This window comes from Yinghuangia sp. ASG 101 (genome assembly GCF_021165735.1).
Taxonomy (GTDB): Bacteria; Actinomycetota; Actinomycetes; order Streptomycetales; family Streptomycetaceae; genus Yinghuangia.
On the sequence record NZ_CP088911.1, the window covers coordinates 3285366 to 3306061 of the forward strand.

The window sequence follows — 20696 nt, forward strand, 5'->3', positions numbered from 1 at the left end:
TCGGGGCCGCCGGGGCCCGACTCAGCGGGTGATGGTGCTCTTGCCGTAGGTGAGGCCGAGGAAGGTGATGAGCATCCAGGCCGGCATGGTGATGCCGGGGAGGCCGGGGACGGACATGACGAGGAAGCCGATTGCGGGGAGGGCGGTGAGGAGGGCGCTCAGCCAGCCGAGCCATGGGGAGATGGTGCGTTCGCGCAGCGACATCCAGGTGACGGCGCCGGCGGCGATGAGGACGCCGAGCCAGCCGATGAAGCTGCCGAAGTCGTTCAGCATGAAGTAGACGTACTGGCCTTGTCGGTCGAACGCGGTGTCCTCGGGGCCGCCGTCGCCGTAGATGGCCATCGCGCCCTTCCAGCCGTAGCCGAGCATCAGCGCGCCGGCGGAGGCGGTGAGGCCGGCCGGGACGACGCGGGCGGCGGTGCTGCCGGGGACGCGCGGTTCGACGTGGCGGCGCCACGCCGCGGCGGTGACCAGGAGCAGGGCGACGGCGAGGTAGCCGGCCAGGAAGCTCAGCCGTGCGGTGGTGGCGCTCACCTCGCCGACCTGGTCGATCGTCATCGTGTCGGTGTCGTTGTCCAGGTCGCCCAGGTGCAGGTCGAGCGCGAGGGTCGCGACGCCGCCGAGCAGGCCGGCCGCGGCCCCCGCGAGCGGCCAGTACGCGCGGCGCACCGGGCCCTCCCCCCACCCGGTGCGCCCGTCGACCGGGCTCGGATCCGTGTACGCCATGTGGTCTCCCCCCACACATGATCGCCGCCTTGCGGTGCTCCCCCCGACGGCGCGTTCCGGACCCGATGCCCGGCGACGTGCCCCACTGTGCGAGGGGCGGCGTCCCGGGCACCAGGGACATCGGCACCGGGTGTCCGGGATATCGGGCACGGGCGCTGTCGGGCGGCCGAGGGGCTGGGGCAGCATGGCGGCCATGACGACCACGCAGCCGCCGCAGGAGGGGACCGGGCACTCCGGTGAGGTGGGCGTGCACGGGGGTGACGGAGAAGGTGCGCGCGGTGGTGAGGTCCGGTCCGGGGCGTGCCCGGAGAGCGGTGATCCGGGTGTCGGGCCGGTCGGGGGCGATGAGGGTGTCGCGTCGGGGGGTGAAGGCGGCGAGCCCGTCAGGGGGTCGCGGTCTTCGCGTCCGCCGGGTGGTGGGCGCCTCCGCGCGGCCGTACGCCGCATCCCCGATCGCGGGCTGACGGCCGTCGCCGCCGGGCTCGCGGTGGTCGCGGTGGTCTCGACGGCCGCGTACCTCCCGTTCCACGCGTGGACCGCCAATCGCGCGGACATCGCCGACCGCTCGTGGGGCGACGTGGTCCTCGCGTCGGCGTGGCCGGTGATCGGGGCGTTCGTGGTGCGGGGGCGTCCGCGCAATCCGGTCGGCTGGCTGCTCATGGTGCCGGCCAGCTACGCGCCGTACCTGAATCTGTCCCTCTACGCCGTCGTCTCCGCCGAGATCGCCGACGAGCCGCTGCCCGGCGCGGACTTCGCGGCGTGGGTGGGGAGTTGGGGCTTCACGCAGTACTTCGTGGTGGTGCCGCTGCTGCTCCTCTTCTTCCCCGACGGGCAACTCCCCGGTCCGCGCTGGCGGTTCGCCGCGTACGGAATCGTCGGTGCCGCCGCGTCGGCCGCCCTCGCCGCGATGTTCCGCGACGGCGGCATCGACGTGTCGGAGGACGTCGGGAACCCGCTGGGCATCCCGGGCGCGTCCTGGCTCGGCTACGTCACCCTCACCGGCGCCTTCGCGACGCTCCTGCCCGGCAGCGCGATCGGGGTCGCGGCCCTCGTGGTCCGCACGCGGCACGCGGTCGGCGTGCGGCGCACGCAACTGCAATGGCTGGTCCTCGGCGGCCTGTTCCTCATGGGCTGCTGGGCGCTGTCGTTCGGCTCGGACGGCCGCGTCGCCGTCGACCTCCTGTTCGCCCTCGGCCTGCTCGGGCCGCCCGTCGGAATCGCGGTGGCGATGCTGCGGCACCGCATGTTCGACGTCGTCGTGGTGCTCAACCGCACGATCGTGTACGCCGTCCTCACCCTCGCCATGGTCGGCGTCTACGCCGGGCTGGTGGTCGGCGCCGGGCACATCGCCCCGACCTCGACCGCCGGGGTCGTCGCCGTCGCGGTCGTCGCACTGATCGCCGCGGTCGGGCGCGACGCCATGCAGAAGGCCGTCGACCGCTGGCTGTTCGGCCACCGGCACGACCCGTACGCCGTGGTCGCACGCGTCGGGCGGCACGTCGCGCCCGCGTCCGAGCCGGTCGAGGCGCTGCAGCGGCTGGTCGACGCGCTGCGCCGGGCTCTGCGGCTGCCGTACGCCGCGTTCCGCGGCACCGCCGGGGAAGGGGAAGGCGCCGCCGTCCAGGCCGTCAGCGGCTCCCCTGTCGCGGGCTGGCGGACCGTCCCCGCGCGGGCGCTCGGGCAGGACATCGGCGAACTACATGTCGGCATCCGGCCCGGCCGCGAGCGCTGGACGCCGGAGGAGCAGGCCGCCGTCGAGGAGGTCGCGGCGCGGGCGGCCACCCTCGCGTACGCCGCCGCACTCGTCGCGGACGTCGCCCGCAGCCGGGCGCGGATCGTCGTGGCCCGCGAGGAGGAACGCCGCCGCCTGCGCGCCGACCTGCACGACGGCGTCGGCCCGTCACTGGCCGGCACCGCCCACCAGCTGGACGCGCTGGCCCGCCGCATCGAGGCCTCCGGGCAGCCCGAACTCGCCGACCGGGCACGGCTGGTCCGCGACCGGTTGCGCCAGACCGTGACCGATCTGCGGTCGGTGGTCCACGGCCTGCGACCGCCGATACTCGACCAGTTGGGCCTCGCCGGCGCCCTGCGCGACCTGTCGGCCGGGTACGAAACCCCGCACTGCACCGTCGAGTTGGGCCCGGGTCTGGACGAACTCCCGGCGGCGGTCGAGGTCGCGGCGTACGCCATCGCGGCCGAGGCCGTCACCAACGCCGTCCGGCACAGCGCGGCGGGCGAACTCGCGCTGGTGGCGGGCGTGGACGCCGGGACGCTGGTGGTCGAGATCCGCGACAACGGCTGTGGCATGCCGGTGTACCCGCAGGCCGGCGTCGGGCTGCGCAGCATGGGCGAGCGCGCGGGCGAAGTCGGCGGCAGGGTCGACGTGTTGCCCGCCCCGGGCGGCGGGACGGTGATCCGCGCGACGCTGCCGGGCCGGACGGCGGGGTGAGCCCGATTCCGCCCCCGCATGGTGATGATTCCGTTGGAGAAAGGCCGAGTTGCCCTCATGCACCCCGAAGACACCGCGCCCATCCGCGTGTTGGTCGTCGACGACCACCCCGTGTTCCGCGCGGGCATGGCCACCGTGCTGGAGGACCTGGACGGCCTCGACGTCGTCGGGCAGTCCGGCGACGGGGCGCGGGCCGTCGACGACGTCGCGCGGCTCGCACCGGACGTGGTCCTGATGGATCTGCGCATGCCGGGCATGGGCGGTCTGGAGGCGACCGCGCGGATCACCACGACCCACCCGGCGACCGCGGTGATCGTGCTGACCATGGACGAGGACGACGACTCCGTGTTCGCGGCCCTGCGCGCGGGTGCGCGCGGCTACCTGCTGAAGGAGGCGGACGGCGACGACATCCGCCGCGCGATCCTCGGCGTCGCGCGCGGCGAGGCGGTCTTCGGCCCGAGGATCGCGCAGCGGGTGCTGGCGTTCTTCTCCTCCTCCCCCGCGCACCCGCGCCGCGCCGTACCGTTCCCGCAGCTCACCGACCGCGAGCGGGAGGTGCTCGACCTGCTCGCCCACGGGCTCGACAACGCGTCGATCGCGCGGCGGCTGGTGCTGTCGGAGAAGACGGTGCGGAACCGGGTGAGCGACGTCCTCGCCAAACTCCGGGCCCGGAGCAGGGCGGAGGCGGTGGCGATCGCGCGGGACGCGGGGATGGGGCCGGCCTAGGCCGAGTCCCGCGGGCGCGGCCGGGGGGCGGGGGCCTCAGGGGTAGAGCCCGGCGCGGAAGGTGTTCGGCGTCTGGGCCCTGCTCTCCGGGGCGATCCAGCTCGGCGTCGCGATCCGGCGCCGTCGCGCCGTCGGCGCGCAGTGGCCCATGGTCGTCAGCGGCGGGCTGTCCGTCCTCGCCGGGGCCGCCTTCGCCGCGATGTCCGCCTCGGACGACAGCGGGCTGTCCGGTATCGCCGGATACTCGGCCTTCGGGGCCTTCTGGTTCCTCGTCTCCGCGGTCGCCCTGACCCGGCGCGGCCGAGGCACCGCGCGCTGAGCCGGTTCAGTCCGCGAACTCGGCCCGCAGCACCGCGCGTTCGCGCAGCGTCGCGGCCAACTCGCCGAACGCGCGGCCCCAGTAGCCGTCCTCGCCGGCCGCCACCGCCAGGCCCTCGATGTCGTCGGCGACCGCCGGGTCGAGCGAGCGGGCCGCGAGGCCGGTGACACCGCTGAAGCTCCACGGGTACGCGGATTCGCGCGCCGCGCGGGCCAGCGCGTCCACCACCGCCCGCCCCAGCACCGCGGGCCAGACCGCCGGGCAGCCCGCCAGCAGCTGGAACGCCTCGGACAGCCCGTGCTCCTCCACATGCGCGGCGACATGCCCCGCGCGCTCGGCCGGGGGCAGCACCGACAGCAGGCGCGTCGGCGCCCCTCGGCCCGCCTGGGCGCGCGCCCACGCGACGTCCTCCTGCTCGACGGCCGCCCGCGCCCAGCCGTCGCGGATGTCCTCCGCCCAGCGGCGGGGCAGCCGACGGGCCAGGATCTCGGCCGGCGTCTCGCCGAACACGTCGGCCCACGCCGCCAGCGGCGTCGCGGCGACGATCTCGCCGAGCCACCACGCGCGCTTCTCCCGGCCCGTCGGCGAGGTCTCGGCGATACCGTCGCGGCGCATCGACTCGTCACAGGTGCCGGGAGGGACGACGGCCACCCCGGTGGGGCCGTCGGGGCGCACGCACACGCGGGCCCGGGCCGTCATCCGCGCCGCGAACGCCGACTCCGGCAGCACGCTCAGCAGCGCCGCCGCGCCCGTGCGGACCGCCTTGCCGCGGTCGTCGAGCGCGGCCTCCAGGAAGTCCTCGTCGGCCACCGACAGTCCGACCCGCAGCACGGTGAGGAGCCGGGCGCGGTCCTCCGCCGGTTCGCCGCGCCACGTCGCGGCCAGCAGCCGCCGCGCGGCCCGCGGGTCGCGTCCGCGCAGCGCCGTCAGATACGCCAGGCGCTCGCCGAACAAGCCGTGCTCCCAGACGCTTTCGTCCTCGGCGACGTCCTCGGCCGCGACGCGCGCCGCCCACGCCCAGTCCGGGTTGAGCCGGGCCAGCCAGCGGCCTCGCGGCCCGGCCAGCGCCGCGACGTCCGCGCGCAGCTCGCTGTGCGACCGGGCGACGTCCAACAGCGCGGGCAACTCCGGCTCGGGCGCCCGGAACCCCCGGGCCCGGGCCTCGGACAGCCATTCGGGCAACAGCTCCGCGATGGCCGTGCGCCGCTCCCCCGCACCGCTGCCCAGCAGCACCCGCAGGCGGCCCCGCGCGCGGACCGGCACCGTGGGACGCGGATCGGGCTCGCACCGGGCGAGCGGCGCCGCGCCGGCCCCGGGCAGCCGCCCGACCCGCCGGTGGACCAGCGCCAACGCCGCGGCGTCCAAAAGGCGTTCGGCGGCGTCCGCGCGCGGCACGGCGGCCAGCGCGGCCCCGAGCGAGGAGCCGGGGTCGACCTCCGGAACGGCCCGCTTCGCGGTGCCGACCAACGCGGTGGACACCAGGTCGTCCCACAGCGCTTCGGTGGCGATCGTCATCGGGAACCTCCGGGGAAGACACCGGCCGCGGCCGGGACGGGTCGGGCTCCGGTGGAGCCGAGGCAACAACACGACAGTGACAACACCGGGGAACGCGGGCCCGCATACGGAGCGCACGGCCGCCGGGCCGGGCGCGTGCGGCGCCTCGGGGCCGAGCGCGGGTGCGGGCGCCGCGCGTTCGCGGGTGGGCGCCCGGCCGCGCGAGGCATGCCCGCGCCGCCGAACACCCGCCTCACAGCGACACCGCGCGCCCCTCGTGCCACCCCGTGACCGGCGCGAACCCCCGGGCGCCGTACTCGCCGAAGACGGTCATGCCCGCTCCCCCCGACATCGCGGCCAGGCGCCACAGCGCGTCGTCCGCGGCGCGCGAGCGGTCGACCGGCAGCCAGAAGCCGTCGGCTCCGGTGATCCGCCAGCCGAGGGCGTCGGGGACGGCCGCGACGTCCGCGAGCACCACCGGCCAGGCGTCGAGCCAGGGTTCGCCGCGCACCGCCTCGGCGTACGTCATCGCCGCGGTCGCCGCGTCGCATCCCGCCGGGACCTCCGCGGGCTCCGGCGGGCCGTGGCGTTCCGCGAGGTGGGCGCGCAGCGGGGCCGCCGCGTCGTGGAAGATCAGATCGGCCTCGAAGCGCTCGCCGACCGGGAGCGCGACGGGCGGCGCCTGGCCGGCCGCGCCGACCACCATCACCAGCGCCGTACGGCCGGACCGCTCGCCCCGCAACCAGATGTGGCGGACCGTCAGATTGTCTTCGTCGGTGTCGCGGCTGCCCAGCACCGTCCAGTGGTCGCGCACGGCGGTGCCCTGCTCGGCGGCCTTCTGCACCAGGTCGTTCTTCTCCACCGTCCAGCCGAACTGCGTCCTGACCGACGCCGCCAGCGGCGCGTCCAACGCGTCGAGCCGATCGTGGGCCCGCAGCAGGAGCCACATCTCGGCGTAGTCCTCCAACAGCCGCTCCGGCCAGCCGTCGCCGGACGCCGGGCGCGTCGCCGCGGTCCGCAGCCGGCGGGCCATGCGCTGGGCCTGCTGGTCGACCATCTGCCGGGCCATGTCCTCCCACGGCGCGTAGCCCGCCCGGTCGGCCCCGGCGATCCCGTGGCGCACCTGGTCGGCGAGCCACCGGCCCAGCGTGTCGGCGCCCTCGGCGACCCGCGCGGCGCGCTGCTCGGCGCGGCGGGCCGCGGCGGCGGGGTCGGCGACTCCCGTCGTACGGCGCACCGTGCGCTGCTTCTCGCGGTCCTGACGGCCCGTCAGCCAACCGGTGACCCACGCGGGGGCCTCGGCCGCCTCGGCGACATCGCCGGACGACCACAGCAGCAGCAGCCCCAACGCGTGCTTGCACGGCAGCTTGCGGCTCGGACACGTGCACGACCACGCCGGGCCGTCCAGGTCGACCGCGGTGCGGTACGTCTTGGCGCCACTGCCCTTGCACAATCCCCACACACCGCTCTTCGCGGTCGTCGTTCCCCCCTCGTCCCCGGTGTCCGGAAGGGAGACCTCCCCGGCTCCCAGTCCCGTCCACGGCCCGGGGGCCGCCAGCTTCGATCCGGCCTTCTGCGACGCGGTGTCGGGTGCGAGTGCCAACACCCGGTCCGCGGTCCAGCGTTCCAGCATGAACGTCACGGTACGGCGTGGCACCGACACCTGTACCGGCGGTTCCCGAAACCGCGGCGTTCCCGGCGTCCGGCCGCGGTACCGCGCCGCCGTTCCCCGAGGGCGGCACATCAGCCGATGAATCACCGCACGACGGTCATTCCACAACGCCCGGGCCGCCGCCTGTTCCCCGCGGAGCGGAGAGGTAACAGACGCAGCGAACGCCCAGGTGGTTGCCGCGAATCCGCGACTTCACGCGAATACACGGGCGCGTTCGTGTCGCGCGAACGGACCCCGGCGGATTGTCGCGGGCACTTGCGGAGGGCTAGAGTCCCCGGTTGTTGCTTGTGGAAGTACCTGCACCACGCCCCCACGCCTCGCGGCAGGGGGTTGTACTGCCCCCGAGACAAAGGCGAATCAGGTGACGGACGGCCGTTATCCGGACGGCGACCCCTACGGTCGCGGCGTCGCGGACGAGGTCTACGGCACTGGCAACCACACGGCTTACCCCGCGTACGACGCGTACGACACCGGGGCGAACGCCGCGTATGGCGCCAACGCCTACGACTCCGATTCGTGGTCGGGCTCCTGGCAGACCGGGGGCCACCAGACCCCTGCCTACCCGCAGGAGTCCTACCCCGCGGGCGCCGGACAAAACGGCTACGACCCGTCCTTGTACGGCACTTCGCCGGTCTACGGCGCGGCCACCGACGACTACGGCCACGACAGCGGGGCCTACACGGCCTTCTCCTACGACGGGTCCGGCGCGTACGCCGCCGTCGACACCGGCGGGTCCGGTGCCTATGCCGCGGTCGACGTGGGCGGATCGGGCGCGTACGCCGCGGTCGACACCGGCGGGTCCGGCGCCTACGCCGCCGTCGACGCCAGCGGCGGCTACCCCGCGTACGACAGCGGCGCGTACCAGGCCTACGGCGCCGACGGCACCTACGGCCAGGCCACGGCCGCCGTCCCGCAGGCCGACTACCCGCAATACGAGCAGACCGCCTGGTCCGGCGACGTCCTGACGGCCGTTCAGGAGCAGCCCGGCACCTGGGCGTCCGAGGCCTGGAGCACCGACGGCACCGCCGCCACCGGCTGGTACGACACGGCCACCGCCGTACAAGCCGCCCCGGCGCCCGCCCTCGACCGGCACGACGCCCCCGCGTGGGACGCCAGCCCCGCCCCCCACCTCGAAGGCGCCGACCCGTTCGCCGGGACGCAGGAGTTCGCCCTCGGCTTCGCGGCGCACGACACCGGCGGCACGGCCGTCGCGTTCGCCCCGGGCGAGGCCTTCGACACCGACGGCCGCACGGACGAATTCGCGGACCACGCCGCGCACTCCGGCTCCTCCGACGCCCCGGCCCCGCACGCCGACGGCCACCCCGACTCCACCATGACCGCCGAATTCTCGGTGGCCGCCGTGCGCGACGCCGTACGCGACGAAGACGACGGGTACGACGACGAGTCGGCCGACGACGACGAGCCGGACGGAGCCGCCGCGGCGGCCGCGGCCGTCGGCGCCCCCCGCACCATCTCCGCCTCCGCCGCGAGCAGCCGCGCCGCGCGCCGCAAGACGACCCGCCGCACCCGGCCGATGGTCAAGGTCGCCGGCGGCTCGCTCGGCGTCCTCGGCGCCGCCGCCATGGCGGTCGCCGCGGCCGGCGGCATCCAGGCCGACACCCCGAACCGCTCCGACGACACGATCGCCTCCGGCGTCGACGTGCCGCTCGCGTCGTCGCCCCTGGACCAGCAGTTCACGCAACTCCAGGAGAGCGCGGAGGACTTCGCGGACCGCGCGAGCCGCACCCAGGCGCGCGTCGCGCTGGAGGAGAAGCAGGCCGAGATCGCCCGGCAGCAGGCCGAGCAGGCGCGCATCCAGGCCGAGCAGGCCAAGCTCGCGGAGGAAGAGCGCGTCAAGAAGGAGCAGGAACGCCCCAAGTTCATGCTTCCCGTGCGCCCGGGGCTGTCCGCCTACTTCGGCCAGGCCGGCGGGCGCTGGTCCAGCCTGCACACCGGCATCGACTTCCCGGTCAGTACCGGGACGTCCGTCCGCGCGGTCACCGACGGCGTCGTGCGCACGCAGTGGAACAGCGCGTACGGCAACATGGTCATCCTGACCGCGCCCGACGGCACCGAGACGTGGTACTGCCACCTCAGCCGGGCCAAGGTCGTCTCCGGACCGGTCAAGGCCGGTGACGTGATCGCCTACTCCGGCAACACCGGCAACAGCACCGGCCCGCACCTGCACCTCGAGGTGCGCCCCGGCGGCGGCGCCCCGGTCAACCCCATTCCGTGGCTGCGCAACAAGGGCCTCGACCCGACCTGATCACGCGCCCCTCGTACCCCCGTAGCACCCGGGACCACCGCTCCCCTGCTCGACCGGTTTCACCGTAGCGAGCCGCACCGACATCCGGCCGGGCCCCGGCCGCGGTGGCCCGGCGGCGCCCGCCACCGGGCCGCCGGACCCCGCCCGGCCTCGGGCTACAGCTTCTCCACCGGCGCGTACCGCAGCAGCAGCTGCTTGGTCCCCGACGCCCCGAAGTCGATCGTCGCCTGGGTCTTGTCGCCCTCGCCCTGCGTCGCCACGACCGTGCCGAGGCCGAACTTGTCGTGCGTGACCCGGTCGCCCGGCTTGAGCGCGACGACCTCGCGGTCGACGATGCGGCTCGGGCCGCCGAGACGCCCGACGGGCGCCGAACGCACCGACTTGGCGGCCGACAGCGCCTGGCCCTCCGACGGGGCCTTGCCGCGCCACTCGACCAGCTTCTCGGGCAGCTCCTGGAGGAACCGCGACGGCGGGTTGTACGCGGGGGCGCCCCACGCGCTGCGGACGCGCGACAGCGTCACGTACAGCCGCTCGCGGGCCCGCGTGATGCCGACGTACGCGAGCCGCCGCTCCTCCTCCAGCTCCTTCGTGTCGCCGAGCGCCCGCATGTGCGGGAACACGCCGTCCTCCAGACCGGTGAGGAACACCACCGGGAACTCCAGGCCCTTCGCGGTGTGCAACGTCATCAGCGTGACCACGCCGCCGCTCTCGGCGTCGGGGATCTGGTCGGAGTCGGCGACCAGCGCCACCTGCTCCAGGAAGTCGGCGAGCGTCCCCTCGGGCTGGGCCTGCTCGAACTCCAGGGCCACCGCGGCGAGTTCCTGAAGGTTCTCGATCCGCGTCTCGTCCTGCGGGTCGTTCGAGGCCTGCAACTCGGCGAGGTAGCCGGTCTGTTCGAGGACCGCTTCGAGGACCGTCGCGGGCCCCGCGCCGCCCTCGACGACCCCGCGCAGCTGGTCGACGAGCGTCACGAAACCGGCGACCGCCTTCGCCGACCGCGTCGCCATGCCCGGTGCCTCGTGCGCGCGCCGCAGCGCCTCCGCGAACGGGATCCGGTCGCGCGCCGCCAGCACCTCCACGCACGCCTCGGCGCGGTCCCCGATGCCGCGCTTGGGCACGTTCAGGATTCGGCGCAGCGACACGACGTCGTCCGGGTTGGCGAGCAGCCGCAGGTACGCGAGCGCGTCGCGGACCTCCTTGCGCTCGTAGAAGCGCACCCCGCCGACGACCTTGTACGGCAGGCCGACCCGGATGAACACCTCCTCGAACACGCGGGATTGCGCGTTGGTGCGGTAGAACACCGCGACCTGGCTCGGGGTGATCGTGCCGGCGTCGGTGAGCCGGTCGATCTCGTCCGCGACGAACTGCGCCTCGGCGTGCTCGTCGTCGGCGGTGTTGCCGATGATCGCGGTGCCCTGGCCGGAGTCCGTCCACAGGTTCTTCGCGCGGCGGTTGCTGTTGCGTTCGATGACCGCGTTGGCGGCGGCGAGGATCGTCTGCGTCGAGCGGTAGTTCTGCTCCAGCAGGATCGTCGTCGCGGCCGGGTAGTCGCTCTCGAAGTCGAGGATGTTGCGGATCGTCGCGCCCCGGAAGGCGTAGATCGACTGGTCGGCGTCGCCCACCACGCACAGTTCGGCGGGCGGGACGTGCGCGAGGCCTTCGGCCGCCGGGTTGACCAGGTCGCCGTCGACGGTGCGCTTGGGCTCCTGCCCGACGGCCCCGCCCACCAGCTCGCGGACCAGCACGTATTGCGCGTGGTTGGTGTCCTGGTACTCGTCGACGAGCACGTGCCGGAAGCGGCGCCGGTAGTGCTCGGCGACGTCGGGGAACGCCTGGAGGAGGTTGACCGTGGTCATGATCAGGTCGTCGAAGTCCAGCGCGTTGGCCTGGCGCAGCCGGGCCTGGTAGAGGGTGTACGCCTCGGCGAGCTTGCGCTCGGCGTCGTTCTGCGCGCCGGCCGCGTACGTCTCGGGGTCGACCAGTTCGTTCTTGAGGTTGGACACCTGGGCGTTGAACTTGCGCGGCGGGAACTGCTTGGCGTCCAGGTCCAGGTCGCGGCAGACCATCGCCATCAGGCGCTGCGAGTCGGCGGCGTCGTAGATGGAGAAGGACGAGCTGAGCCCGAGCTTCTTGTACTGCTGGCGCAGGATGCGCACGCACGACGAGTGGAACGTCGAGACCCACATGGCCTTCGCGCGCGGGCCGACCAGGGCCTCGACGCGCTCCTTCATCTCCCCGGCGGCCTTGTTGGTGAAGGTGATCGCGAGGATCTGGCCGGGGTGGACGCCGCGCGCGCCCAGCAGGTACGCGATGCGGTGGGTGAGCACGCGCGTCTTGCCGGAGCCCGCGCCCGCCACGATGAGCAGCGGCGAGCCTTCGTGGACGACGGCGGCGCGCTGCTGCGGGTTCATGCCGTCGAGCAGGCGCGCGGGATCGACGGCGGGCTTGGCCGCGCCGTTGCGGTAGTAGGCCTCGTACGGCTCCGGGGGCGGGGCGTAGTCGCCGGCGAACAGGTCGTCGGGGGCCGGGTCGTATTCGGGCGGCGGCGGGGCGTCGTCCGGCTCCGGTTCGGCGGGCACCGGGACGTCGGCCGGGACGTCGGCGTCGAACCCGGGCAGCGGCAGGTCGTCGAAGAGTTTGCTCATCGCTGCCGAGTCTACGAGCAGCGCGGGCTCTTCCGGCCGGTGCGTCGCCGGGGGTGGGCCGTCCGGACGCGGCGTCAGGTCCACATCACCGCGATCGCGATGTTGGCGACGGTGAGCAGCCCGACGGCGCCGACTGTCCGCGCGTCGACGCGCTCCTTGGTGCGGTTGGTCCACACCGTGAGGAGGATCGCGAGGAGGACGGCGAGTTTGACGATCATCTTGGTGTTGTCGACGTCCAGGTCCTCGCTCTGCCGGACGCCGATGAGGGCGACGCCGGTGACGAGCATCGTGAGGGCGCCGTGCACCATCGCCTTGTTGACGCGGACGTCGCCGGACTTCATGGCGCTCATCTGGGTGAGGACTCCGCCCAGCAGCGAGGCCACACCGATGATGTGCAGAACGAGCAGGAGTTGACGAACGACGTCCACGGAGCGCTCCTCGAAGTCGGCTCCGGTGAGCCTATAAAAATCACAAAGCGGACAATGAAACGGCCCCCAGGGTAAAGAATTGGCAATGTGACGCGAGAGGCTGGGGTTTGTGACACTCCTGTGACTAATGTTCTCGGCCAGGCGGCCCGTACCCCCGTGCTCCACCAGGAGCAGACGGCCGCCACCGCCGAGTCCGTCCCCGTCGGCGGCCGTATCCCGCGGCCGTGGGTGGGTGCCGGAGCCGGGGACCCAGGTCTCCATGAGGCGAATCGGTGCCGGGGCCGCACCCGGCGCCGTAGGGCGTCTTCTTCCGCCCGAGCCTGTCAGCTAACCCGGTAGGCGGCCGAGGAAGGAGTGACGCTTTCGTGGCGTCCCATCGTCGTCCCGCCCAGCACCGCCGGTCGAAGCCGCGCATGGCTCCCCGCGGTGCCGCGACCCTGGCGGTCACCGCAGCCGCGACCATGACCGGCGTGATCGCCTTCGCCGGGCCGGCCGGCGCCGACCCCGCTCCCACGAAGGCCCAGGTCCAGGAGCAGGTCAACCAGCTGCACCACGAGGTCTCCAAGGCCACCGACGTCTACAACGGCGTCCAGGAGAAGGTCGAGCAGCTGCAGCAGGAGGCCAACGCGACGCAGACCCGCGTGGCCGAGGAACAGGCCGCGATGAACCAGCTGCGCGAGCAGATCGGCATCCTCGCCGCCAACCAGTACCGCAACGGCGGTATGCCGCCCGAGCTGGCGCTCGCGCTGAGCGGCGACCCCGCCGAGTACCTCCAAAAAGCCCAGATGCTCGACCAGTTGGACGCCCAGCAGGCCGTCAAGCTGGAGCAGATCTCGTCGCAGGCGCGCATGCTCCAGCAGGACCGCGAGGAGGCGTCCCGGCAGCTCGCCGAGCTGGACCAGCTCCGCAAGGACCTGACCGCCAACAAGAACGCGATCCAGGAGAAGCTCAACAAGGCCCAGCAGCTGCTCAACACCCTCACCGAGGCCGAGCGGCAGGCGATCCTGGAGGCCAACGAGCACGCCGAGGCCGAGCAGCGGGCGGCCGACGAGCGGGCGGCGCGCGACCAGGCGCGCGAGGAGTCCGACACCAGCACCGTCCCGGCGTCCGAACGCGCCAAGGTCGCGCTGAACTTCGCGATGGCCCAGATCGGGAAGCCGTATGGCTGGGGCAAGGCCGGGCCCAGCTCGTTCGACTGCTCCGGCCTCATGCAGGCCGCCTGGGCGCAGGCCGGCGTCAAGCTGCCGCGCACGACCTGGGACCAGGTCAACGCCGGCACCACGGTCCCGAAGTCCCAACTCCAGCCGGGCGACCTGGTGTTCTTCTACCCGGACGTCAGCCACGTCGGGATGTACATCGGCAACGGCAAGATCGTGCACGCCCCGCGCCCCGGCACCAACATCAGGACCGAGTCGATGAGCGTGATGCCGTACTACTCCGCGGTCCGCCCCGGCTGACCCGGCGGCTCCGGCCGGCCGGCGGCCGTCGTCACACCAGTCGCCGGTCGGTCGCCCAGCGGGTCAGCTCGTGCCGGTTGGACAACTGCAGCTTGCGCAGCACCGCCGACACATGGGTCTCGACCGTCTTCACCGAGATCACCAGCCGCCGCGCGATCTCCTTGTACGCGTAGCCGCGCGCGATCAGGCGCAACACCTCGCGCTCCCGCTGCGTCAGCCGGTCCAGGTCCTCGTCGATCGGCGGGACGTCGGTCGCCGCGAACGCGTCCAGCACGTAGCCGGCCAGGCGCGGCGAGAAGACCGCGTCGCCGTCCGCGACCCGCGCGACCGCCCGGACCAGCTCGTCCCCGGTGATCGACTTCGTCACATAGCCGCGCGCACCGCCGCGGATGACCCCGATGACGTCGTCCGCCGCGTCGGACACCGACAGCGCCAGAAAACGCACCTTCGGCTGGAGCTCGGCGCACTGCCGCAGCACCTCGACCCCGCCGCCGCCGGGAAGGTGCACGTCCAGCAGCACCACCTCGGGCCGCGTCGCCCGGACCACGGCGACCGCCGAGGCGACGTCCTCCGCCTCGCCGACCACCTCCACCGCGTCGCCGATCTCGGCGCGCACTCCGCTGCGGAACATGCGGTGGTCGTCGACCAGCACCACCCGCACCCTGGCTCCCGGCGCGGGGGCGCCTTCCCCGTCCCGCGGACTCTCGCTGCTCACGACCGGCTCCTGTTCCCCTCGCCGCGCGCCATCTCCAACTCGACCTCGGTGCCCTCACCGGGTTCACTGCGGATCACCGCGCCGCCGCCGTTGCGGCGCATGCGGCCGAGGATCGACTCTCGCACACCCAGCCGGTCCTCCGGCAGGGTGTCCGGGTCGAAGCCGGGGCCGCTGTCGCGGACGAAGACGGTCACCGTCGCCGCCTCCACCTCGGCGAACACCTGCACCGGCCCGCCCGGCGCGTACTTCGCGGCGTTCACCATCGCCTCCCGCGCCGCGGCGAGCTGCGCGGCCAGGCGCTCGTCCACGCGGCAGTCGCCCACCGACACGATCTCGATCGTCGCGCCGTGCGCGTCCTCGACCTCCGCGGCCTCCTGGCGCAGCGCCGCGACGAACGTCCGGTCCGGCTCCTCGCCCTCGGGCCGGTACAGCCACGCGCGCAACTCGCGTTCCTGCGCGCGGGCCAGCTTGGCGACCTCGCGCGGATCGTCGACATTGCGCTGGATCAGGGTGAGCGTGTGCAGCACCGAATCGTGCACGTGCGCCGCGACCTCGGCGCGTTCCTGGGCCCGGATGCGGGCGCGCCGCTCCGCACCGAGGTCGCGCGTCTGCCGCAGCAGGTACGGGCCGAAGATCACCAGCAGTCCGAAGAGCAGCAGCAGCGCACCGCGCAGCGCCGCGAACACGTCGCCGAGACCACCCCGGTAGGCGACGAAGAACCCGATCCCGGTCGCGAAGATCGCCAGCCCGGCGCCGGTGCGCACGATCGCCGCCGTACGACTGCGCCCGTCGAGCGAGAGCCACCGGGTGCGCTGCGCGTCGTCGGCCTGCCGCCACACCAGCGCGACCCCCGCCGCCGCGACCAGCAGCGGCCACGCCCACGCCCCGCGGTCGCCCGCCGTCCCCGCGACGATGAGCACCATCGTGAACGCCAGCAGCACCGTCACGATGGCCAGCGCCGCATGCCGCGACCTGCGCTCGCGCGCGGTCGGGACGGCCCGGGTCTCGCCCTCGGGCACGTTGAGCCACAGCAGGCCGTACAGCAGCACGCCCAGGCCCGCCGCGAGGCTCAGCACCATGAAGCCGAGGCGCAGCCACACGACGTCGACCGCGAAATGGTCGGAGAGCCCGCGCGCGACCCCGGCGACCATGCGTTGCGAGGGATTGCGGTAGAGCGTGGGCGGGTCGGGGCGGCGCGGCGGCGTGGAGGACGGGGGATGCGGCGGGTGCGTCGGCCGCGGCGGCGGCTGTGGGGGCGGCGGCGGGGCGCCGGCGGGAGGTGGTGCGGTGGTCACCCACCGATCGTGCCCCGCGCGGGGCGTCCGGCGCATCAGGGTGCGACCCTGATGCGGCCTCAGGGTCGCCTCGGGGTCGGCCCCGGGCCACACCCGATAGGCGCGCGCGTCCGCGCACAGCAGGATGAACGGCATGAGGAAAAGCGCGGCGGGGCCGGTCGCGCTTGAGGCGGAGCGGGCGCGCCGAAAGCGTACGAGCGGCCCGCGTCGTCGCGGAGGCACCGCCCGCCCGCCACGACGACTCGGCCCGCGCACACCACCTGGTCCGACGGCCCCGAATCACCCGCGAAGCCAACAGAAGCGAGGTCCCGCGTGAGCGAGCGAAGCGACGACCGGGCCGCGTGGCGCGCACGTGGCCGCGAACGGAGCGGGGTGGACGCGTGAACGACACGACGTCCCCCGGTCCCGAGGCGCCACCGCCGGCCGACGGATCCGCACAGGACGACGGCATCCCGCTGATCCGTACCGCCGACGACCGCGTGGTCGCGGGCGTGGGCGGCGGGCTGGGCCGGCACTTCGGCGTCGACCCGGTCGTCTTCCGCGTCGTCTTCGCGGTTCTCACGCTGTTCGGCGGGCTCGGCATCCTGCTGTACGGCCTCGGCTGGCTGCTCATGCCCGCCGACGACCAGCCCACTCCTCTGGCCCGGGACCTGCTGAGCGGCCGGAGCGTCGCGGCGGCGATCCCCGCGCTCGCGGTCGCCGGCATCGGCACCGGGGTCTTCTTCTCCTACCTCGACAACGGCTTCGACGGCGCATTCCCGCTGCTCATCGTCGCCGCGGTCATCCTCTACGTCTCCCACAACTCGACACGACGCGGCCTGAAGGCGAGGCGCCTCGAACCCACCTCCCTCAACGGCACACGGGCCGCGAACGCGACTCCGTCGGCGGCGGCGACGGGACCGGCCGCGGAACAGGCCCGGCCCCGGGTCTCGGAGCCGACGTCGGCCCCATGGTGGCGACGCACCCCGGCCGCGGACGACCGCCCGAGCCCTCCCCCGCCGCCTCGACCGGAACCGCGCAAGGGCCGCTACTACCTGGCTCCCGCGACCATTTCCCTGGCCGCCATCGCCGGCGGGGCGATGTGGTGGCTGGACGAGACCACATCGGACGACGCCGTCTCCACGAACATCCCGGTCCAGGTCTTCCTCTCGGTGATCCTCGCGATCCTGGCGGCCGGGCTGCTCGTCGGCACGTTCATCGGCGGTGGGCGCTGGCTCATCCTGCCCGCGCTCGCGACCGCCGCGCTGGTGAGCGCGTCGGCGGCGCTCACAGTGCCGCTGACCGGGCCGTCCGGGGAACGCACGTACGCCCCGGGCACGGTCGCGGCGGTGGAGTCGTCGTACCGCCACAAGTTCGGCGAACTCAAGCTCGACCTGACCAAGTTGGACTTCGCCGGACGCGATCCGGCCGATCCGGTGCGGATCAAGGCGACCGTCGGCGTCGGACAGCTCACCGTCCGCGTGCCGGACGACGTACGCGTCATCGTCGACGCCGACGCCGACCTCGGCAGCATCGACCTGCAAGACCGCAGCGACAGCGGCTACAAACCCGAGCGGAAGACGGTCATCACGCCCCCCGCGGACCGACCGACGCGCGCCACGATCAGCCTCGACCTCGCGGTCGGCGTGGGCAATCTGGAGGTGAAGTATGCGGGGTGACGAGCGCGAACCGAGGGGCTTCGAGCCCGAGGACGCGGTGTCGCCGGGCTCCGGAGAACCGCCCGCGAACGACGACGCCACGCCCCCGCCGGAGGACGACCCCGCCACCGGCCGACCGACGCGACCCGGCGACGGAACGGCCGAGGGCCTCCCCTCCGGCGACGAGCACGCCCCCGACCCGGCATCGCACCGGCCGATCGACAGCCGACCCGACAGGCCACTCGACTCCGAGGAGACCGAAGTGCTCCGCATCGACCCGGCAACCGCAGACGACGCGCCTCCCACCCTCACCAAGCCCGAGACCGTCGCCCCCACCCCCACCCCTGCTCCCGCTCCCGCTTCCGTTCCGGCCCCGGCCCCGGCCGACGAGCCGCCCTCCTTCCGCGACCCGGCGACCCGCCGAGACCCCCACTGGCGCCCGGGGTTGCTCCCCCGGGACGGCGACGGCCGACCCGTGGCGCACGGCCTCGGCGCGGCCTCGGCCCCCCACGACGACGTGTGGTCCGCCGCACCGGACGAGCGCCCCCCGCTCCCCCCGTCCGCCCCCACTCCGGCCGCACCCGCGCGCCGCACCTTCGACCCCATGTCGATGGTCGCCGGCATCTTCTTCATGGGCATCGCGGTGACCTACCTCCTCGACGCCGGCAACGCCGTCGACGCCCGCCCGGGCATCATGCTGGCCCTCGCCGTCATCGGCGTCGGTGCCTCAGGCTTCATCGGCGCCCTGTGGGCCGCACTCACCCGCCCCCGCCACCGCACCCCGCACCCCGCGAAAACCCCACCACCCACCGACTGACGCCCCACCCGCGCTCGCCCCGGACCGCCACCGCAGCAGCCGCCCTGGTCGCAGAGACGCCGGCATCCGCAACCCCGCCCTCACACGCCGCCGTTCGACAGCCTCCCGACGGACGGGCACCCGACCGTCACCCGCCCCGCACGAAAACCCGCGGTGAACTCCCCGCACTCGTGGACTGTTTCACCACGCACCGACGCAAGATCCCCAGGAACACGCGGGAAGCGGCGGTGGGGGCTGTGATGCGTTGGCGAGGCATGACCGCGCGAGCGATGGGGTGGATTCTCGTCACGGCCCCACGGAACGGGTCGCATGCCACCCGCGCATCGAGCGCACCGCGACCACCACCCGCCCCACCGGGATCGGTCTCGCCGACGCCCGGCGCCGCGGCGGTGAACCGGGTGACGGACGGCCCGCCTCGGGACGTGGTGCCACACGACGAAGGACGGCAAGGCGAGGACGGCACCACACGACCCCAGCCCGCCGTCCCGCGGGGCACGGGGGCGGCAGTCGCCGCTTTCTACGGTCAGTCGGCGATTTCGATTTCGTAGCGGTTGGATTCGATGCCCGCGGCGGAGACGACGCAGAGTTCCACGCGGCCCGGTTCGACGTCGACGGGGATGGGGACGACGATGACGGCGTCGCAGGGGTTGGCGAAGCCGGAGTCGGTCGGGACGAGCGGGGCGTAGACGTGGACGGCGCCGAACATGACGACGACGCGGGCGAGTTGGTCGGGATCCTTGGCTCCGGCGCCGACGAGGTTGGTGCCGCGGATCTCGATGTCGTCGCCCTGGCGGACGGCGGTGTCGAGGTTGCCGGGGACGTGGACGCGGACCACGGAGAGGATCACCGGGCGGTTGTTCTCGACGAGCTTGGCGACGAGGTAGACGACGACCGAGACCATCGCGAGGGCGACGAGGGTCGCGGGGATGTCGGGCAGCGCCTCGGGGTCGCGGGCGAGGCCGACCACGACGAAGCCGGTGGCGACGAGGTTGACCAGCACGTACTGCGCGTCGACCAGCGAGCTGCGGCCCGCGTCGTCGGTGACCAGGTCGAAGAGGCGCGCACGGTCGGAGTGGGGTTTCTGGAGGACGCGCCGGTTGACCTTGTCGCCGACGACGCGGCGTACCAGGACGGCGGCGAAGAGCGGCGCGGCGACCAGGGCGAGTTGGTCGGCGGAGACCGAGCCGAGGCTGTCGAGCAGGTCGGAGCGGTCGTCGCCGTCGGAGGCGGCGGCGAGGCGGACCGCGAAGAAGACGAAGGTATAGGTGAGGGTGACCGCCCAGAGGGCGGCGACGGCCTTCGAGGTCGACAGCCGCCCGTCCAGGCCCCGGGCGGGGGCGTAGAGGCCCGCCCCCTCGCGGGTCGCGTACGCGACGGCGCTCAGCCCCGCGGCGGTCACGACGGCGGCGACCAGCGCGGCGGTGCGCGTGATCGTCCAGCCCGCGCCGATCGCGGTGAGCGACTGGACGACGAGCAGGACGACGACGGCCGTCCACAGGAGGGCGAGCGTACGAGTGCCCAGCAGGCGCAGCGCGGCGCGGCCGTGGGCGCGCCGCCGGGTCGCCAACTCGCGGGATTTGCCGCGTAGTTCGTCGTCTATCCACTGGCGCGTGGCGAGCTCGGACGGTGCGACGACCGCCGGCACCCCCTCGCGGCGGGCGAGCGCGCGCCGCGCCTCGGCGAAGCCCTCCTGGGCCCGCCGATACTCCTCGCGGACCACACAGTGGCAGTCCGGACCGTGCACGCCGACGCCGTGCGCCATCGAAAACCCTCCCCGGGATGCGGCGGCGCGCGCTGGATTCCTGCCGTGGTGTGACGGCGCGCCGACGACCGTTCCGCCGATGACTGCCGGTGAGAGCGCATGACGGTCGGGGCGACGGTTCTGCCGATCGGGTGACCGCACCTGCCAGCGGCATTCTGCCGTATTCCGGCGGTGTTCATGGTGCCGACGGGGTACGCGGCTCCTCGGCCGGGGGGACGTGTGCACGCCCGGCCCCTCCATGGTTAACCTGGGGAATAGTAGGACTTCCAAGTATCTTGGAGCCAGAGA

Annotated in this window: 15 protein-coding genes and 1 riboswitch; of the genes, 7 read left to right on the forward strand and 8 right to left on the reverse strand. The window is 74.0% G+C overall.

What is annotated here, in order from left to right:
- Positions 1 to 21: 21 nt before the first annotated feature.
- Complete coding sequence (locus tag LO772_RS13715; protein ID WP_231778691.1) at positions 22 to 726, reverse strand: hypothetical protein; 705 nt, start codon at positions 724 to 726, stop codon at positions 22 to 24.
- Positions 727 to 919: 193 nt separating this feature from the next.
- Here LO772_RS13715 and LO772_RS13720 point away from each other — a divergent pair, with 193 nt between their 5' ends.
- The 3 genes from LO772_RS13720 to LO772_RS13730 all read left to right on the forward strand — a co-directional run bounded on the left by LO772_RS13720 (position 920) and on the right by LO772_RS13730 (position 4220).
- On the forward strand, positions 920 to 3175 hold the full coding sequence (locus LO772_RS13720) for a sensor histidine kinase (protein WP_231778692.1): 2256 nt from the start codon (positions 920 to 922) through the stop codon (positions 3173 to 3175).
- Positions 3176 to 3232: 57 nt separating this feature from the next.
- Positions 3233 to 3901 (forward strand): response regulator, encoded by a 669-nt coding sequence (locus tag LO772_RS13725; protein WP_231778693.1) that lies wholly within the window; start codon positions 3233 to 3235, stop codon positions 3899 to 3901.
- A 61-nt stretch (positions 3902 to 3962) separates the two neighbouring features.
- Positions 3963 to 4220, forward strand: a complete 258-nt coding sequence (locus LO772_RS13730) for a DUF308 domain-containing protein (RefSeq protein WP_231778694.1) — start codon at positions 3963 to 3965, stop codon at positions 4218 to 4220.
- Between the two features lie 6 nt (positions 4221 to 4226).
- Here the strand turns inward: LO772_RS13730 and LO772_RS13735 are convergent, their stop codons facing one another.
- Positions 4227 to 5735 (reverse strand): DUF5691 domain-containing protein, encoded by a 1509-nt coding sequence (locus tag LO772_RS13735; RefSeq protein ID WP_231778695.1) that lies wholly within the window; start codon positions 5733 to 5735, stop codon positions 4227 to 4229.
- A 232-nt stretch (positions 5736 to 5967) separates the two neighbouring features.
- A complete protein-coding gene (locus LO772_RS13740) occupies positions 5968 to 7347 on the reverse strand; it encodes an SWIM zinc finger family protein (RefSeq protein WP_231778696.1) in 1380 nt (459 codons plus the stop codon).
- A gap of 400 nt (positions 7348 to 7747) precedes the next feature.
- Here LO772_RS13740 and LO772_RS13745 point away from each other — a divergent pair, with 400 nt between their 5' ends.
- Positions 7748 to 9652: a M23 family metallopeptidase gene (locus tag LO772_RS13745; RefSeq protein WP_231778697.1), complete on the forward strand. Its 1905-nt coding sequence runs from the start codon at positions 7748 to 7750 to the stop codon at positions 9650 to 9652.
- Positions 9653 to 9807: 155 nt separating this feature from the next.
- Here LO772_RS13745 and pcrA read toward each other — a convergent pair whose 3' ends face one another.
- Positions 9808 to 12297 carry a DNA helicase PcrA gene (pcrA, locus tag LO772_RS13750; RefSeq protein ID WP_231778698.1) on the reverse strand — a complete coding sequence of 830 codons (2490 nt, stop codon included), beginning with the start codon at positions 12295 to 12297 and terminating at the stop codon, positions 9808 to 9810.
- A 74-nt stretch (positions 12298 to 12371) separates the two neighbouring features.
- Positions 12372 to 12725: a hypothetical protein gene (locus LO772_RS13755; protein WP_231778699.1), complete on the reverse strand. Its 354-nt coding sequence runs from the start codon at positions 12723 to 12725 to the stop codon at positions 12372 to 12374.
- Positions 12726 to 12948: 223 nt separating this feature from the next.
- A riboswitch (cyclic di-AMP (ydaO/yuaA leader) is annotated at positions 12949 to 13082 on the forward strand.
- 8 nt (positions 13083 to 13090) lie between these two features.
- Between LO772_RS13755 and LO772_RS13760 the strand changes: the two genes are divergently transcribed.
- A complete protein-coding gene (locus LO772_RS13760; RefSeq protein ID WP_231778700.1) occupies positions 13091 to 14182 on the forward strand; it encodes a C40 family peptidase in 1092 nt (363 codons plus the stop codon).
- A 31-nt stretch (positions 14183 to 14213) separates the two neighbouring features.
- On the opposite strand, the gene LO772_RS13765 is transcribed toward LO772_RS13760, so the two are convergent.
- Both LO772_RS13765 and LO772_RS13770 read right to left on the reverse strand, forming a co-directional pair.
- Positions 14214 to 14897, reverse strand: coding sequence for a response regulator (locus LO772_RS13765; RefSeq protein ID WP_269453201.1), 684 nt, complete (start codon positions 14895 to 14897; stop codon positions 14214 to 14216).
- Positions 14894 to 16192, reverse strand: a complete 1299-nt coding sequence (locus LO772_RS13770) for an ATP-binding protein (RefSeq protein ID WP_231778701.1) — start codon at positions 16190 to 16192, stop codon at positions 14894 to 14896. The genes LO772_RS13765 and LO772_RS13770 overlap by 4 nt, the downstream gene beginning before the upstream one ends.
- A gap of 380 nt (positions 16193 to 16572) precedes the next feature.
- On the opposite strand from LO772_RS13770, the gene LO772_RS13775 reads away from it, so the two are divergent.
- Both LO772_RS13775 and LO772_RS13780 read left to right on the forward strand, forming a co-directional pair.
- Positions 16573 to 17850 (forward strand): PspC domain-containing protein, encoded by a 1278-nt coding sequence (locus LO772_RS13775; protein ID WP_231778702.1) that lies wholly within the window; start codon positions 16573 to 16575, stop codon positions 17848 to 17850.
- Positions 17840 to 18646 carry a hypothetical protein gene (locus LO772_RS13780; protein ID WP_231778703.1) on the forward strand — a complete coding sequence of 269 codons (807 nt, stop codon included), beginning with the start codon at positions 17840 to 17842 and terminating at the stop codon, positions 18644 to 18646. The genes LO772_RS13775 and LO772_RS13780 overlap by 11 nt, the downstream gene beginning before the upstream one ends.
- A 523-nt stretch (positions 18647 to 19169) precedes the next feature.
- Here LO772_RS13780 and LO772_RS13785 read toward each other — a convergent pair.
- The gene (locus LO772_RS13785) at positions 19170 to 20408 is read right to left on the reverse strand and encodes a hypothetical protein (protein ID WP_231778704.1); all 1239 of its coding nucleotides are present in this window, start codon (positions 20406 to 20408) and stop codon (positions 19170 to 19172) included.
- Positions 20409 to 20696 lie beyond the last annotated feature (288 nt).

Excerpts from the sequence above, each read along its gene's own strand:
- LO772_RS13785 (WP_231778704.1), bottom strand. The coding sequence starts at position 20,408 with ATGGCGCACGGCGTCGGCGTGCACGGTCCGGACTGCCACTGTGTGGTC.
- LO772_RS13780 (WP_231778703.1), top strand. The coding sequence starts at position 17,840 with ATGCGGGGTGACGAGCGCGAACCGAGGGGCTTCGAGCCCGAGGACGCG.
- pcrA (WP_231778698.1), bottom strand. The coding sequence starts at position 12,297 with ATGAGCAAACTCTTCGACGACCTGCCGCTGCCCGGGTTCGACGCCGAC.
- LO772_RS13720 (WP_231778692.1), top strand. The coding sequence starts at position 920 with ATGACGACCACGCAGCCGCCGCAGGAGGGGACCGGGCACTCCGGTGAG.
- LO772_RS13735 (WP_231778695.1), bottom strand. The coding sequence starts at position 5,735 with ATGACGATCGCCACCGAAGCGCTGTGGGACGACCTGGTGTCCACCGCG.
- LO772_RS13715 (WP_231778691.1), bottom strand. The coding sequence starts at position 726 with ATGGCGTACACGGATCCGAGCCCGGTCGACGGGCGCACCGGGTGGGGG.
- LO772_RS13740 (WP_231778696.1), bottom strand. The coding sequence starts at position 7,347 with ATGCTGGAACGCTGGACCGCGGACCGGGTGTTGGCACTCGCACCCGAC.
- LO772_RS13725 (WP_231778693.1), top strand. The coding sequence starts at position 3,233 with ATGCACCCCGAAGACACCGCGCCCATCCGCGTGTTGGTCGTCGACGAC.